Annotated in this window: 10 protein-coding genes; 5 read left to right on the forward strand and 5 right to left on the reverse strand. The window is 71.1% G+C overall.

The window, feature by feature from the left end:
- Window positions 1-3 precede the first annotated feature (3 nt).
- A complete protein-coding gene (locus tag K1T34_RS42980) occupies window positions 4-612 on the reverse strand; it encodes a TetR/AcrR family transcriptional regulator (protein WP_220240371.1) in 609 nt (202 codons plus the stop codon).
- Between the two features lie 65 nt (window positions 613-677).
- Between K1T34_RS42980 and K1T34_RS42985 the strand changes: the two genes are divergently transcribed.
- Together K1T34_RS42985 and K1T34_RS42990 are read left to right on the forward strand one after the other, a co-directional pair.
- On the forward strand, window positions 678-2,144 hold the full coding sequence (locus tag K1T34_RS42985) for a class I adenylate-forming enzyme family protein (protein WP_220240372.1): 1,467 nt from the start codon (window positions 678-680) through the stop codon (window positions 2,142-2,144).
- A 102-nt stretch (window positions 2,145-2,246) separates the two neighbouring features.
- Window positions 2,247-5,741, forward strand: coding sequence for a multifunctional oxoglutarate decarboxylase/oxoglutarate dehydrogenase thiamine pyrophosphate-binding subunit/dihydrolipoyllysine-residue succinyltransferase subunit (locus K1T34_RS42990; protein WP_220240373.1), 3,495 nt, complete (start codon window positions 2,247-2,249; stop codon window positions 5,739-5,741).
- Window positions 5,742-5,744: 3 nt separating this feature from the next.
- On the opposite strand, the gene K1T34_RS42995 is transcribed toward K1T34_RS42990, so the two are convergent.
- A complete protein-coding gene (locus tag K1T34_RS42995) occupies window positions 5,745-6,110 on the reverse strand; it encodes a tautomerase family protein (RefSeq protein WP_220240374.1) in 366 nt (121 codons plus the stop codon).
- A gap of 119 nt (window positions 6,111-6,229) precedes the next feature.
- On the opposite strand from K1T34_RS42995, the gene K1T34_RS43000 reads away from it, so the two are divergent.
- Entirely contained in the window at window positions 6,230-6,676 is a 447-nt protein-coding gene (locus K1T34_RS43000) for a helix-turn-helix domain-containing protein (protein WP_220240375.1), read from the forward strand.
- Window positions 6,677-6,801: 125 nt separating this feature from the next.
- On the opposite strand, the gene K1T34_RS54525 is transcribed toward K1T34_RS43000, so the two are convergent.
- Window positions 6,802-7,350 carry a carboxymuconolactone decarboxylase family protein gene (locus K1T34_RS54525; RefSeq protein WP_220240376.1) on the reverse strand — a complete coding sequence of 183 codons (549 nt, stop codon included), beginning with the start codon at window positions 7,348-7,350 and terminating at the stop codon, window positions 6,802-6,804.
- Between the two features lie 119 nt (window positions 7,351-7,469).
- On the opposite strand from K1T34_RS54525, the gene K1T34_RS43010 reads away from it, so the two are divergent.
- On the forward strand, window positions 7,470-8,057 hold the full coding sequence (locus K1T34_RS43010) for an ABATE domain-containing protein (protein WP_220240377.1): 588 nt from the start codon (window positions 7,470-7,472) through the stop codon (window positions 8,055-8,057).
- Window positions 8,058-8,061: 4 nt separating this feature from the next.
- Here the strand turns inward: K1T34_RS43010 and K1T34_RS43015 are convergent, their stop codons facing one another.
- Window positions 8,062-10,854, reverse strand: a complete 2,793-nt coding sequence (locus K1T34_RS43015; protein WP_220240378.1) for a transcriptional regulator — start codon at window positions 10,852-10,854, stop codon at window positions 8,062-8,064.
- 154 nt (window positions 10,855-11,008) lie between these two features.
- Between K1T34_RS43015 and K1T34_RS43020 the strand changes: the two genes are divergently transcribed.
- Window positions 11,009-12,496 (forward strand): exo-alpha-sialidase, encoded by a 1,488-nt coding sequence (locus tag K1T34_RS43020; RefSeq protein ID WP_220240379.1) that lies wholly within the window; start codon window positions 11,009-11,011, stop codon window positions 12,494-12,496.
- Between the two features lie 63 nt (window positions 12,497-12,559).
- Here K1T34_RS43020 and K1T34_RS43025 read toward each other — a convergent pair whose 3' ends face one another.
- Complete coding sequence (locus K1T34_RS43025) at window positions 12,560-14,149, reverse strand: ABC transporter ATP-binding protein (protein WP_220240380.1); 1,590 nt, start codon at window positions 14,147-14,149, stop codon at window positions 12,560-12,562.
- Window positions 14,150-14,160: the final 11 nt, after the last annotated feature.

The following is a 14,160-nucleotide window of genomic DNA, read 5'->3' on the forward strand; positions in this document are numbered from 1 at the left end:
CGCTCAGGACTGGGCGCGGGCAGCGCCGCGGCGAAAGCGGCCGGGCGTTTCGGCGCCGAGGATGATCTCGGCCGTCCGGCGGGCCTCAGCCGCAGGGGTGGCGGTGCGCTGGACGGCGGCCGCGGAGACCGCGCCCTCGGCCAGCAGGTACACGGCGGTGCCGGCCTCGCGGGAGAAGCCGGCGTCGGTGACGATGCCGGACAGCAGCTTGCGGAACTCGCGCTGATGGTGGTGCACCTCGGCGGCGACCGGCGGGGTCGTGGCGCCGAGCTCGCCGAACGCGTTCATCCACGGGCAGCCGCGGAAGTCGGCCTCGCAGAACCAGCGGTGCAGCCAGGTGAAGATCGCGGCCACGCGGGCGTGCGGCTCGTCGGTCTTGGCCACGAAGTCGGCGATGCTGCCCATCATGCGCTCGTGGCGCCGCCGCAGGAAGGCGACCACGAGGTCGTCCTTGCTGGGGTAGAGCTGGTAGATCCGGCGCAGCGGCAGGTTCGCCGCGGTCCGCAGCCGATCCATGCCCACGGCCTGGATGCCCCGCGAGTAGAACACTTGCTCGGCGGCGTCGAGCAGCTGCTCGCGGACGGGGTCTCGGAGTTCCTCGGCGCTGGTCACGGCACCTCACGTAAGCGGACGTTGACGGTCGAAAAAGTGAACCCTAGACTACCAGCACCGTGAGAATGAACGTTCTCACCGACGATGAGGACACCATGAACTGTCCCTCCGGGGTCGAAGCGGGCCGGGAGATCCGGGATGCGCTGACCCGAGCAGCCGCCACCGTGCTCACCTCGAGCCCCGACGGCACCGTGACCCGCACCGGCGAAGACCTGCTGCGACGGGCGCGTTCACTGGCGGGCCGGCTCGTCGAGCGCGGGCTGACGGGCGCGACGGTCGGCCTGTCGTTCCGCAACAGCGCCGCCGCGCTCGAGGCGTTCATCGCCACGGAGCTCGCCGGGGCCACTCGTCTGCCGGTCGAACCGTCGGCGGCGACGGCCGAAACTCGGGCCATCTTCGACGCGGGCGGCGCGCGGGCGGTGCTGACCGACGGCCACCACGAAGAGGTCCGTGACGACTCGGCCGGCTGGACGAGCACCGCGCTCGGTGCGGCGACTCTCGTGCACCACGACGCTTCGCCGTCACCCGGTCCCGAGTGGTTCGACCGGGTCTTCGTCAGCCCGGACCAAGCACTGGTCGTCTATCCGCGCGCGGTCCGTGGTGGCGAGCTCTTCGGCATCCCCACCAGCTACGCGAACTGGCGCGCCGTCATCGAGATCAACGTCGGCCTCTACCGCACCGGCGGGTATGGGCCGTCGCTCGCCGCCGACGAGCGCTACCTGACCGTGGTCCAGCTGATGCACGCGACCGGCCTGGTCGGCAGTTTTCCCTTCCTGCACCTCGGTCTTCCCCAGGTTCTGCTGCCGCGCTTCTCCGCCGCTGCGATGGCCGAGGCGATCGAACGGCACCGGATCACGACGCTGTTCGCCGTTCCCGGCATGCTGAGCCGGGTCGCCGCCGCGGTGGACGATCCCGGCCGGCTGGCTTCGCTGCGCCGCGTCCTCTACGGAGGCGCGCCGGTGGAAGAAGCCGAGCTCGCCCGCTTGCACCACGTCTTCGGCGGCACGCTCTGCCAGCTCTACGGCCGCTACGAGGCCGGCTGGCCGCTCACCGTCCTCACTCCCGGCGACCACCGGCGGCTGCTCGACCACGACGCGCAGGTGGCCGGGACGTGCGGCCGTCCGATCGACGCCGTCGACCTGCGGATCGTCGGTGGCGAAGTCCGGACCCGCGGCCCGATGGTGTCGTCCGCCTTTGCCGACGCGGACGGTTGGTGCAGGCTCGGCGACACCGCGGAGCTCACCGACGCCGGCTACCTGCGCCTGACCGGCCGGCTCGACGGGATGATCAACACCGGCTCCTTCCACGTCTACCCGGACGAGGTGGAAGAGGTCGTTCTCGCGCACCCGGCTGTCACTGCCGTCAAAGTGACCGGGGTGGGCGATCCGCGGTGGGGCGAGGCCGTCGCGGCCTACGTCGTCGCAACGGATCCGACTGTGGCCACGACGTTGCGCGAGTGGCTGCGCGATCGCCTCGCGCCGTACAAGGTCCCGTCGGTGGTGCACGTCGTGGATCACTTGCCGCACCACTGATTTCCCTCGGATTCGGGGCCGGGTGAACGGTCCGATTCCGAGGCGTAGACTCATGCCGAGCACTGAGAACGATCGTTCTCAACGAACAGGAGCTGGATCGAAATGGCGGGCACGGACGTCGACGAGGAGTCCCCGGTGGGGTTCGGGGTCAACGAGTGGCTGGTGGAGGAGCTGTACGACCGGTATCGGCAGGACAAGACCTCGGTGGACCGGTCCTGGTGGCCGGTCTTCGAGAACTACCGGCCGGAGGCGGCGACCCCGAGCGCCTCGCCGAAGCCGTCCGCTCCGCTTGCGCCCGGTGAGCAACCGGATGGAGACGTCACCGTCCTGCGCGGCACCGCGAAAACCCTGGCGTCGACGATGGACGCCAGCCTCACCGTGCCGACCGCTACCAGCGTCCGCACGGTGCCGGCGAAGCTCCTGGTCGAGAACCGGATCGTCGTCAACGATCACCTGCGCCGCACCGGCGGCAGCAAGGTCAGCTTCACGCATCTGCTCGGCTGGGCGCTGGTGCAGGCCGTGAAGCGGTTCCCCGGCCAGAACGTCCACTACGCCGTGGTCGACGGCAAACCCGCCGTCGTCACGCCCGAGCACGTGGGCCTCGGCATCGCGATCGACCTGGCGCGCCCCGACGGCCGCCGGACGCTCGTCGTGCCGGTGATCAAGGCCGCCGAGACGCTGACGTTCGGCGAGTTCCTGGCGTCGTACGAGGACCTCGTTGCCCGCGCCCGCGGCAACGCGCTGAAGGTCGACGACTTCGCCGGCGTCACACTGTCGCTGACCAACCCCGGCGGGATCGGCACCGAGCACTCCGTGCCGCGCTTGACCCAGGGCCAGGGCTCCATCATCGGCGCGGGCGCGCTGGAATACCCGGCCGCGTTCAAAGGCGCGAGCGCGCAGTGGCTCGCCGACAACGGCATCGGCAAGACCCTGACCCTCACCAGCACCTACGACCACCGGGTGATCCAGGGCGCGGGCAGCGGCGAGTTCCTGCGCCTGGTCGAGGAACTCCTCCTGGGCGAGCACGGCTTCTACGACGACGTCTTCGCCGCGCTCCGGATCCCATACGAGCCGCTCCGCTGGGCCTCCGAGGTCACCGAATCGGTCGACAAAACGACCCGGGTGCACGAGCTCATCGACGCCTACCGCGCCCACGGCCACCTCGTCGCCGACACGGACCCGCTGGAGTACCGGCAGCGCGCACACCCGGACCTCGACCCGGCCACCCACGGCCTCACCCTCTGGGACCTCGACCGCGAGTTCGCGACCGGCGGCGTCGGCGGCCGCGAGCGGATGGCCCTGCGCGACATCCTCGGCCTGCTGCGGGACGCCTACTGCCGCACGCTCAGCGTCGAGTACACATACATCCAGGAGCCCGAGCAGCGCCGGTGGCTGCGCGAGCGCGTCGAGCAGCCGTTCGCGAAGCCCGCCCATGACGAACAACTGCACCTGCTCGGCAAGCTCACCGAGGCCGAGGCGTTCGAGACGTTCCTGCAGACCAAGTACGTCGGCCAGACGCGCTTCAGCCTCGAGGGCGGCGAGTCGGCGATCGCGCTGCTCGACGCGATCCTGGGCCGCGCGGCCGGCGAGGGCCTGGCCGGCGCGACCATCGCGATGGCGCACCGCGGCCGGCTCAACGTGCTGGCCACCATCGCCGGCAAGACGCACCGCCAGATCTTCGACGAGTTCGAGGACAGCGGCGAGGCGGGCGACGGGTCCGGCGACGTGAAGTACCACCTGGGGACCGAAGGAGTCTTCACCGCCGCGGACGGCGCGGAGCTGCCCGTGTACCTGGCGGCCAACCCGTCGCACCTCGACGCGGTCGACGGCGTGCTGCTCGGGGTGGCCCGCGCGCGGCAGGACCGCAGCGGCGACGCCAAGTTCTCCACGTTGCCGATCATCGTCCACGGCGACGCGGCGCTCGCCGGCGAAGGTGTGGTCGCCGAGACGCTGCAGATGTCGCAGCTGCGCGGCTACCGCGTCGGCGGCACGATCCGCGTCAACATCAACAACCAGGTCGGCTTCACCACGTTGCCGCAGGACGGGCGTTCGTCGGTGTACTCGACCGACGTCGCGAAGACGATCCAGGCGCCCGTGGTGCACGTGAACGGCGACGACCCCGAGGCCGTCGTGCGCGCCGGGCGGCTCGCGTTCGCCTACCGGCAGGAGTTCGGGCGCGACGTGCTGATCGACCTGATCTGCTACCGCCGCCGCGGGCACAACGAGGCCGACGACCCGTCGATGACCCAGCCGCGGATGTACGCCGTGATCGAGGCCAAGCCCTCGGTGCGCAAGCTCTACACCGAGGTCCTCGCGCGGCGAGGCGAGCTCACCGCGGACGAGCTCGCGGCGGCCGAGCGGGATTTCCGGGACCGGCTGGAGCGGGCGTTCGCCCAGACCACTGTGGACGGTGCGGCCGCTGCTGCTTCGGAGGCCCGGCCCGCTGCGTCGGCGCGACCGACCGCGATCTCCGACGTCACGGTGAAGCAGATCGCCACGGCGTTCACCGATCAGCCCGCGGGCTTCACCGTGCACCCGAAACTCGCGCCGCTGCTGGCAAAGCGGGCGGAGATGGGGGAGAAGGGCGGCATCGACTGGGCGTTCGCCGAGCTGCTCGCGTTCGGCTCGCTGGTGCTCGACGGCGTGCCGGTGCGGCTGGCGGGCCAGGACAGCCGGCGCGGCACGTTCGTGCAGCGGCACGCCGTGCTCCACGACCACGTCACCGGCCGGGAGTGGACACCGCTGGCGGACCTCGGTGAGACGCAGGCGCCGTTTCGGATCTACGACTCGCTGCTGAGCGAGTACGCGGCGCTCGGGTTCGAGTACGGCTACTCCGTCGAACGGCCCGACGCGCTCGTGTTGTGGGAGGCGCAGTTCGGCGACTTCGTGAACGGTGCGCAGGTGATCGTCGACGAGTTCGTGAGCTCGGCCGAGCAGAAGTGGGGCCAGTCGTCGTCGGTGGTGATGCTGCTGCCGCACGGGTACGAGGGCCGCGGGCCGGACCACTCGTCGGCGCGGATCGAGCGGTTCCTGCAGCTGTGCGCCGAGGAGAACCTGATCGTGGCGCAGCCCTCGACGCCCGCGTCGTACTTCCACCTGTTGCGGCGCCAGGCTTTCGCGCCGGTGCGCAAGCCGCTGGTGGTGTTCACGCCGAAGAGCATGCTGCGGCTGCGGGCCGCGGCCAGTGCCGTCGCGGACTTCACCGACGGTGCCTTTGCTCCGGTCCTCGACGACTACCGCGATCTTGACCCCGGCGCGGTCGAGAAGGTGGTGCTGGTGTCGGGCAAGCTGTACTACGACCTGCTCGCGCGGGCGGGCGCGAACGTCGCGCTGGTGCGGCTGGAACAGTTCCACCCGTTGCCGCAGGAGGAGCTGACGCGGGTGCTGTCCCGTTACCCGAACGCGGAAATCGTGTGGGCGCAGGAGGAACCGAAGAATCAGGGGGCGTGGTCGTTCCTGCGGGGCGAGCTCGAACTGCCGGCCGGCAAGCGGCTGACGGTGGTGTCGCGGCCCGCCGCCGCGTCGCCCGCGGCGGGGTCGCACCACCGGCACCAGAAGGAGCAGGCCGAGCTGGTGCGACGGGTGCTGGAAGGTTGAGCGTCAGACCTCGGGGAGGATCCGGCCGTCTTCGAGGACGTTCGCGCCGGGGATCTCGGTGAGGAAGATCGCGACGCTTTCCTTGGCGTCGCCGGTGATCGCGCACCAGTCGTCGGCCAGCCGGTGCAGCAGCCGGGCCCGCAGCTCCGGCGGCCGGCCGGCGCGGATGAAGCCGACCAGGCGCGGGCTCGTCACCGGCTCCCCGGCGACGAAGATGCTCCCGGGCGCGACCTCGGTGAACGAGCAGTGCACGTAGACCTCGGGCGCCCCCGTGACCTCGGCGTGGACTTTCGTGACCGCCGCCGCGACTTCGGCCCGGTGCTTCAACGTCGCGCCACCGCTCGGGACCGTGAACTGGTAGAAGGGCATCGTTGTCCTCTCAGCGGCCGGGACTCGAATCGAGTCTGACCCTAGGGGGCGGCCGCGGTGCCTGCAACCAGGTAAGACTCAGAAGTTGTCTTACTCGGGCTTGTCCTACGATGGTCGCCATGAAGCACGACGAGCTCCAGGGCGTCTACTGCTCCGTCGCCCGCACATGGTCGGTGATCGGCGAGCGCTGGACGATGATGATCCTGCGCGAGTGCTTCCGCGGCGAGCGGCGCTACGACCACTTCCGCACGAAGCTGGGCCTCGGCAGCAACGTGCTGAACGACCGCCTGCGCCTGCTCACGGCGGAGGGCGTCCTGGACCGCGTGCAGTACCAGGACACCCCGCCGCGGCACGAATACCGCCTGACGGAGAAGGGCGCGGACCTCTACCCGATCCTGCTCGCCGTCATGTCCTGGGGCGACAAGTACCAGAACGAGGTCCCCCCGGTCCGCCTCCACCACCGCGACTGCGGCCACCCCGCAGACCCCCGCCCGACGTGCGCGCATTGCGGCGAGCCGGTGGGATGGCGGGATCTGACGGCGGAGTTCGAACCGGGAGCTTGGTAGTCCTCGGCTTGCGGCGAGTGCGCCGTGGTGAAGAGTGCAGCAAGCGCACGACAACCGTTGCGTAGGCGAATGCCTGCGCTGAGCGGGGTTCGAGCCTGGTCCCGGCTCGAACCCCGCTTGCAAACTCAGTCGTGCCGGTGGGGCTGCACGACGGGGAACTCGTTGTCGGTGTCGGCGACGATGTTGAAGTAGTTCGTCAGGATGTTGAGCGCCAGGTTGCCGATGACCTCGCCGATCTCGGCGTTGGTGACACCGGCTTCGCGGGCGGCCTTGAGGACGGTCTCGTCGATCGTGCCGCGGCCGCGGGCGATGGTGTCGGACAGGGTGAGCAGGGCGGCGACGTGCTCGTCGGCCGAGTCGGCGTGGCGGGCGCGCTCGAGCTCGTCCGCGTCGAGCTTGGCGACCTTCCTGCCCAGCATCGTGTGCGCCGACAGGCAGTAGGTGCACTGGTTGTACTCGGCGGTGGCGAGCGCGAGGCGCTCGCGGACCGCGGCGGGCAGCACGCCGCCGGCGAGCGCGCCGGACAGGCCGAGATAGCCCTTCAGGAGCGCGGGGCTGCTCGCCATGGTCTTCGCCATGTTCGGGATCGCGCCCATGTTCTTCTTCGTCTCGGTGAGCAGGACCGCGGCCTGGCCGGTGGCGTGCTCGAGCTCGATCTGGGGCAGCGTCGACATCTCGGACCTTCCTAATGTTTGGATCTTGGATAACCGTTAGGTCAAGGTGGCACGAGTCGACCGGCGGTGTCAAATGGTTGTGACGCAGACTTCCATTAGGCAGTGCTAGAGTGGGTGCCATGACGACCGCTGCCCTGCTCGGCGAACCACTCCCGGTGGAGCTGATGAACACCGTGAACGCCGGCCGCGACGGCGTGACCGACGCGCTGACGGACGATGCCGACGTCGCCGGTTGGCTGGCGGTGGTCGCCCCTCGTCTCGAGACCGAGGCCGGCGTGGCGCTCGACGGCGACTCAGCGCCCGTCGCCGACCGGCTGCGACGCCTGCGCGACGCCCTGCGCGCGCTCGCCGCCGAGGCCACGGAAGACCCTCGCCCGGTCGCGGTCGAGGTGGCCCGGGCCGACGCGCTGGCCACGCTCAACGATCTGGCCCAGACCCGCGCCGAGCTCGTCTGGCCTGAGGACGGCGAGCCCGCGCGCGTGCTGCGTTCGGGCGGCACTCCGGCCGAACGCGCGGTGGCTTTTCTGGCGCACCAAGGTATCGACCTGCTCGGCGGCGACCAGCGGCAGAAGCTACGCGCTTGTCTTGCGCCGAACTGCCTGCTGTTTTTCGTGAAAGACCACTCCCGGCGTGAGTGGTGCTCGGCCGGGTGCGGGAACAGGGCGCGCGTTCAGCGGCATTACCAGCGGCACCACGCCAAGAGCTGACGGGCTACGCGCCGTTGTCACTCCTGGCGGCGTGCGGGTCCGGCGGGTTGACGACCGGCAGGTCCCACGCCCGGCGGAACGCGCTGATGGTCAGCCAAGCGAGCCGTGCGTTGACGGGGAAGAGCTGCCGGACCGACGTGAGGGTGTCGAACGACGCGTCTCCCTCGCCGCGCCCGCGTTCGAGATCCGCCGGGCCGAACACCGGGCCGAACACTTCGAGGACGGTGCCGAGGTAGTACAGGTGCCCGAGCGTTTCGAGCTGAAGCCGGTGCAGTGCAACGGTTTCGGTCGTCACCACAGCAGTGACCGGTGGCTGAGCCGCGGCCGTCAGCAGTGAAGCGCCGTCAGCCACGGCATGGGCGTCGACGTGCCGGACCAGCTCGCTCACGGCGACGTCGTCGAAGGTGTCGCGGCCCACGACCGTGCGCAGGGCCGCCCGCTTGTCCCGCAGTTCCTCCCCGACGAGCCGGTGCGCCACGTCGGCCAGCTGCCCGGCCGAGCCGAGCACCTGCCGAGTCACGCGGATCAGCTCGCGGGGCAGCCCGCCGGCCAGGCAGTGCGCCAGGCACACGAACGGTTCCGGCAGCCCCAGCACGCGCCGGTTCAGCAGCTGCCGCGCGTCGCCGAGCCGCAGGTACTCCAGCCGGAAGATGCTGTCGAACGTGCTGTCGAACGCGTCGCGCACCGGCAGCCCACGGCGTTCGAACGACGCCAGCGCGTCCTCCGACACCGAGACCAGCAGCAGGAAACCGGGCACGTCGAAAGTCAGCACCGCCTTGATCTCGTTGACGAAATCCTGGGCCGCCTCCGCCGAGACGATCTTGTCCAACTCGTCGAGGATGACGACCACGGACGGCGTCGCCATCTGCGGCAATCCGCGGACGCAGTCGACCGTCACCTCGAGGAAGGCGCTGAACTCGTGCACGATCTGCGGATACGTCAGCGGCTGCCGGGTGGTCTCCCGAGAGCCGCTCACGCCGGCTTCGGCACCGACCGGCAGGCCGACTTTCCCCGACCAGCCCGACGTGTGCTTCTGCTGGTACCGGATCCGGCCGAGGTTGCCCTCCGCGACAGCCTTCAGCGCCCGCACGTCGCCGGGTTCGAGGCCGGGCTGCTCGCGAACGTCGGCCGGCTCCGGTGACGACACGCGGCGGCGGCGCCGCGCCAGAGTCGCGACACCGGCCACGCCCAGCAGCGTCACGAGCGTCCACCAGTTCGCCGTGAGCCAGGTCCGCAGGTCGGCCTGCGGGCTGCGCAACGTCAGCGACCCCAGGACACCGACGATGACCCACGCGACCACCACAGCGGCGAACGGCCACGCCCGGCGCAGCACCGGCCACACCGCCGACCACCGGCTGGGCCGGTCCACGACCTCGGCGCCCTCGGACTCGCAGAACCTGATCACCGCCTCGCACATCCGCGAGTGGAGGTGCAGCACGAACTCGCGCGCGTCGTAGCGCACCGGGACGCTCTCCAGCAACGCGATGTGCACGCGGTTCGGGTCCAGGAACCGGCCCGCCTGGTACGCCTCCAGCAGCGTCGACTTGCCCACGCCGCGCGGGCCCGCCATCCCGACCGCGCCGCCGCGGATGCCCGAGAGCAAGGACCGCAGCCGCCGGGCCGCGTCGGTGTCCAGGAAGACCTGCTCACCGGGGCGCATCTGGCCGAGCGCACCGCGATCGAGCTCGGGCAGCTCCGTGCTGAACGGCGGGTCGAGTACCGCGGTGAGGTGCAGCCGCACGCTCTGCTCGACCTGCGCTACAGCGGCTTTCGTCCACTCTTTGCTCGCTGTCTCGCGGGCCAGCTCCAGCTGGTCGCGGCGGCGGGTCCACGCGGGACTGCCGAACCGGGCGGGATCCCGCGAGAGCCGCGCGGGCACGGAGCTGAGCAGGAGCGGACCGCCGAAGACCGCGATCAGCGAGCACAGCACGTCGGCCACCACCCATGCGGTCCATTCCCCGCCCGCTGCGGTGAAAACCGGGCTGAGGATCGCGGCCGCCGCCACCGTGACGAGCAGTTCCCGCCGGACGACCGGACCCGGGACGCGCCGACCCGGCGGCTCGTCCTTGAGCTTCATGAACCCGATCGCCGTCACCATGAACAGCGCGAACGCGGCGACGAGGCCGAGGGCGACCCAGACGATCACCGCCCAGAACGGGCCCATGCTCTCGCGCGAGGAGGGCCACAGCCGCAGGATCAGCAACAGGTACGTCGTGGCGAAGCCGGTCAGGAACGGCCAGCCCGCACCGCCGAGGGCCGGTTCGCCGTTCAGCCGCCGACCCGCCCGCGCGACGGCGAGGTATGCCGGCCGGAGCAAGGTGAATCCCGTGACCACCACTGCCGCCGACACCCAGAAGTGCGCGGTCGGGCTCAGCGGGGTCTGCAGCAGCTGCCAGACGACGACCGGCACCAGGACACCGAGCCACAGGGCGGAACCCAGCAGTGCGTGGGCGACCTTGTCACGCGGGTCGGGTTGCCCGGCCGCCTGCTGGGGCGGGGTTTCGTGCGCGTCGAGGGCCTGGCGGGCCTGGCGCAGCACGGAGATCTGCTCGTTGGTCTCGCTGAGCAGCGTGTCCGAGTCGCCGGTGACCCGCTGCACGACCTCCGTCCGAACGCCCTCGTCCCGCACCCGGTGAGCCACGGTCACGTCCGGGGATTCGGCGAAGAAGCCGAGCATGGCCTCGGCGGTGGGCTTGATCAACTCGCGCAGCTCTTCGACGAGCTCGTCGCGGACCGGTTCGCTGTTCTTCGCGGGTTCCGGCAGGGCATCGGCGAGGGACTGTGGCGGCGCGGTCACAGCGCGGAATCCTATCGGGGCGAACGCCCCCACACCGGCGATTCCGGAAACTTCGGCCTCGCGGCGCGCCGAGAACAATCGCCGTTGTACGGCGCTTGTACGGTCCGCCGCGATCCTGGCCGCACTTCACAGGCGTCAGGACGGAGCCGGGATCATGGGATTGAGACGTTTCGCGACCGGGGTGCTGGCGGCCGCCGCCGCGGCCGCGGGGCTGGGGGCGCTGCCCGCCGCGCCCGCATCGGCCGACGTGGCGAGCACGGTGGTGTTCCAGGCGAACACCGGAGGGTACGACTGCTTCCGCATTCCCGCGGTGGTGAAGGCGCACAACGGGGACCTGCTCGCCTTCGCCGAGGGACGGCACACGGGGGCCGACTGCGCGGACATCGGTGATGTGGACGTGGTGCTCAAGCGGTCGAAGGACAACGGCAAGACATGGAGCGCGTCGACCATCGCGGTGCAGGGATTCGGCGACACCAAGGACAACGCGGTGCCGATCGTGCTGCCGACGGGCCGGGTCGTGCTGCTGACCGAGATGCAGTGCGTGAAGTCGGCGGCGTGCGGGCGGGTGCCGCGCGTGAGCTACAGCGACGACAACGGCGCGACCTGGACGGCCCCCAAAGCGCTCACCGCGCAGCTCGGTTTCTCCGCCGCGCCGAACTGGCTCGCGACCGGCCCCGGCCACGGCATCGTGCTGCAGCACGGCGCGCACGCCGGCCGGCTCGTGGTCGGCATGGGCTACCAGGTGACCCCGTCGAGCCCGAACTTCGGCACGCTGATCTACAGCGACGACCAGGGCGTGACGTGGCATCTGGGCGCGTCGGACCAGGCCGTCGACCCGAACACGCTGAACCCGCAGGAGATCAGCGTCACCGAGCTCGCCGACGGGCGCATCTACGCGGCCGCGCGCAACGACCACTACTCGAAGCCCGCCGACGCCTGCGCCATCCACAACCGGGCCTTCGCGATCAGCTCCGACGGCGGGGCGACGTTCGACAAGAAGTTCGCCGTGGAGACCGGTCTGACGACCCCGCAGGTGCAGGGCTCGGTGCTGGAGATGAGCGCCACGACCGCCGGCGGCGCCTACGACCGGCTGCTGTTCGCCGGACCGTCCACTTGCGACCGGCGCAAGGAGCTGCGCGTGCGCTCGTCCTTCGACGAGGGCGGCACGTGGACGAGCGATGCGAACAGCCTGCTCGTGTGGGGCCAGGACGCGTCCTACACAGACATGATCTCGCTGGGCCCGACGTCGGTCGGCCTGCTGTACGAGGCCGGCCCCGAGTTCCAGGCCGACGCCGGTATCCGCTGGTCCACGGTGTCGGAGACCCAGCTCGGCGCCCCGGCCTGCGGCACCGGCTACGGCGTGATCGACTCGGCCCCGCTGGGCACGGCGGGCACCGCGTACCTGTCCTACAACGCGGCGAACGGCCAGAACTGCGTCAGCACCATGAAGAAGACCGGCGCGGGCACGCCGTCGCAGACCTCGGCCTACCTGCAGGTGGAGGGCGCGACGCGCAAGACGGACTCGGGCGCGTTCTCCTACTACGCCGGCCCGGTGTCGGCGGCCGCGGCGGGCAAGTGCGTGCAGTGGGGTGGCGCGATCGGCGCGGACAAGTACGACAGCCCCTTCGAACACTGCGGTTGATCGGACTCTGCGGTTGAAACCAGGGGGCCTCCGGCTCGACAAGGCCGGAGGCCCCCTGGCTCGTCACGAGGTGAACGTGCCGGCCCCGGGCACTGCATCGAGCAGTTGCAGGGTGTACGGATCGGCCGGCGAGGACAGGACCTCGCCGACCGGCCCGTGCTCGACGACACGGCCGGCCTGCATCACGAGCACGTCGTGGGCCAGCGACCGGACCACGGCGAGGTCGTGGGAGATGAACAGGTAGCTCAGCCCGAGTTCCTCCTGCAGGTTCCGCAGCAGGCCGAGGATCTGGTCCTGCACCAGCACGTCCAGCGCCGACACCGGTTCGTCGCACACGACCAGCCGGGGACGTACGGCCAGCGCGCGGGCGATGGCGACGCGCTGGCGCTGGCCGCCGGACAGCTCGTGGGGATAACGCTGGGCCAGCGCGGCGGGCAGCGCCACCTGGTCGAGCAGCTCCGCCACCTGCCGGCGCCGCGACGCGCGATCGCCGACGCCGAACGTCCGCAGCGGCTCCGTGATCAGCCGCTCGACCGTCCACATCGGATCGAGTGACGCGTACGGGTCCTGGAACACCGGCTGCATCGCCCGCCGGGCGGCTCGCAGCCGGGCGCCGCGCAGGCCGACGACCTCGGCGCCGTCGAGGCGGATCGTGCCGGACGTCGCGGGCACGAGGCCGAGCACCATGTGCGCGGTGGTCGTCTTGCCCGAACCGGACTCGCCGACGATCGCCGTGGTCCGCCCGTGCCCGACGGTGAACGACACGTCGTCCACGGCCCGCAGCGCACCGCCGCCGCCGCGCACGCGGTATTCCTTCGCCACGTGCGACACCTCGAGCACCACGTCAGCGGCCGCCGAGGCCTCGCGCATCGGGCCGGTCAACGACGGAGCCGCCGCCACCAGCCGCTGCGTGTAGCCTTCCCGCGGCTCGGTCAGCACCCGGCGCGCCGGGCCGGTCTCGACGATCTTGCCCTCGGACATCACCACGACCCGGTCGGCCCGGTCCGCCGCCAGCCCCAGGTCGTGCGTGACCAGCAGCAACGCCGTGCCCAGTTCCTGCGTGAGCTTCTCCAGGTGGTCGAGGATCTGCCGCTGCACGGTCACGTCGAGCGCGGAGGTCGGCTCGTCCGCGATGAGCAGGTCGGGCCGGCAGGCCAGGCCGATCGCGATCAGCACGCGCTGGCGCATCCCGCCCGAAAACTCGTGCGGGTACTGGCGTGCCCGCCGCGCCGGTTCGGGGATCCCGGCCTCGCCGAGCAGTTCCACCGCGCGAGCCCACGCCTCCCGGCGCGAGCACATCCGGTGCGCCACCAGGGTTTCGGCGACCTGCCGGCCCACCCGCGCCACGGGGTTGAGGTTGGACATCGGGTCCTGCGGCACCAGCCCGACCTCGCGTCCGCGCAGGCGGCGCAGCCGTTTCTCCCCGGCGTTTGTGAGGTCCTCGCCGCGCCACCGGATCGCGCCGCCGGTGATGCGCCCGGCGCCGGGCAGCAGGCCGATGACCGCGTGGGCGGTGGTGGACTTGCCGGAGCCGGACTGCCCGACGACGGCCACGCGTTCGCCCGGTGCCACCTCGAGGCTCACGCCCCGCACGGCCGGGGTGCGGCCGAAGGACACCTCGAGGTCGCTGACTTCCAGGAGCGGTTCGGTCATCGTGGTCCCCT

Source organism: Amycolatopsis sp. DSM 110486 (assembly GCF_019468465.1).
Lineage (GTDB): Bacteria > Actinomycetota > Actinomycetes > Mycobacteriales > Pseudonocardiaceae > Amycolatopsis.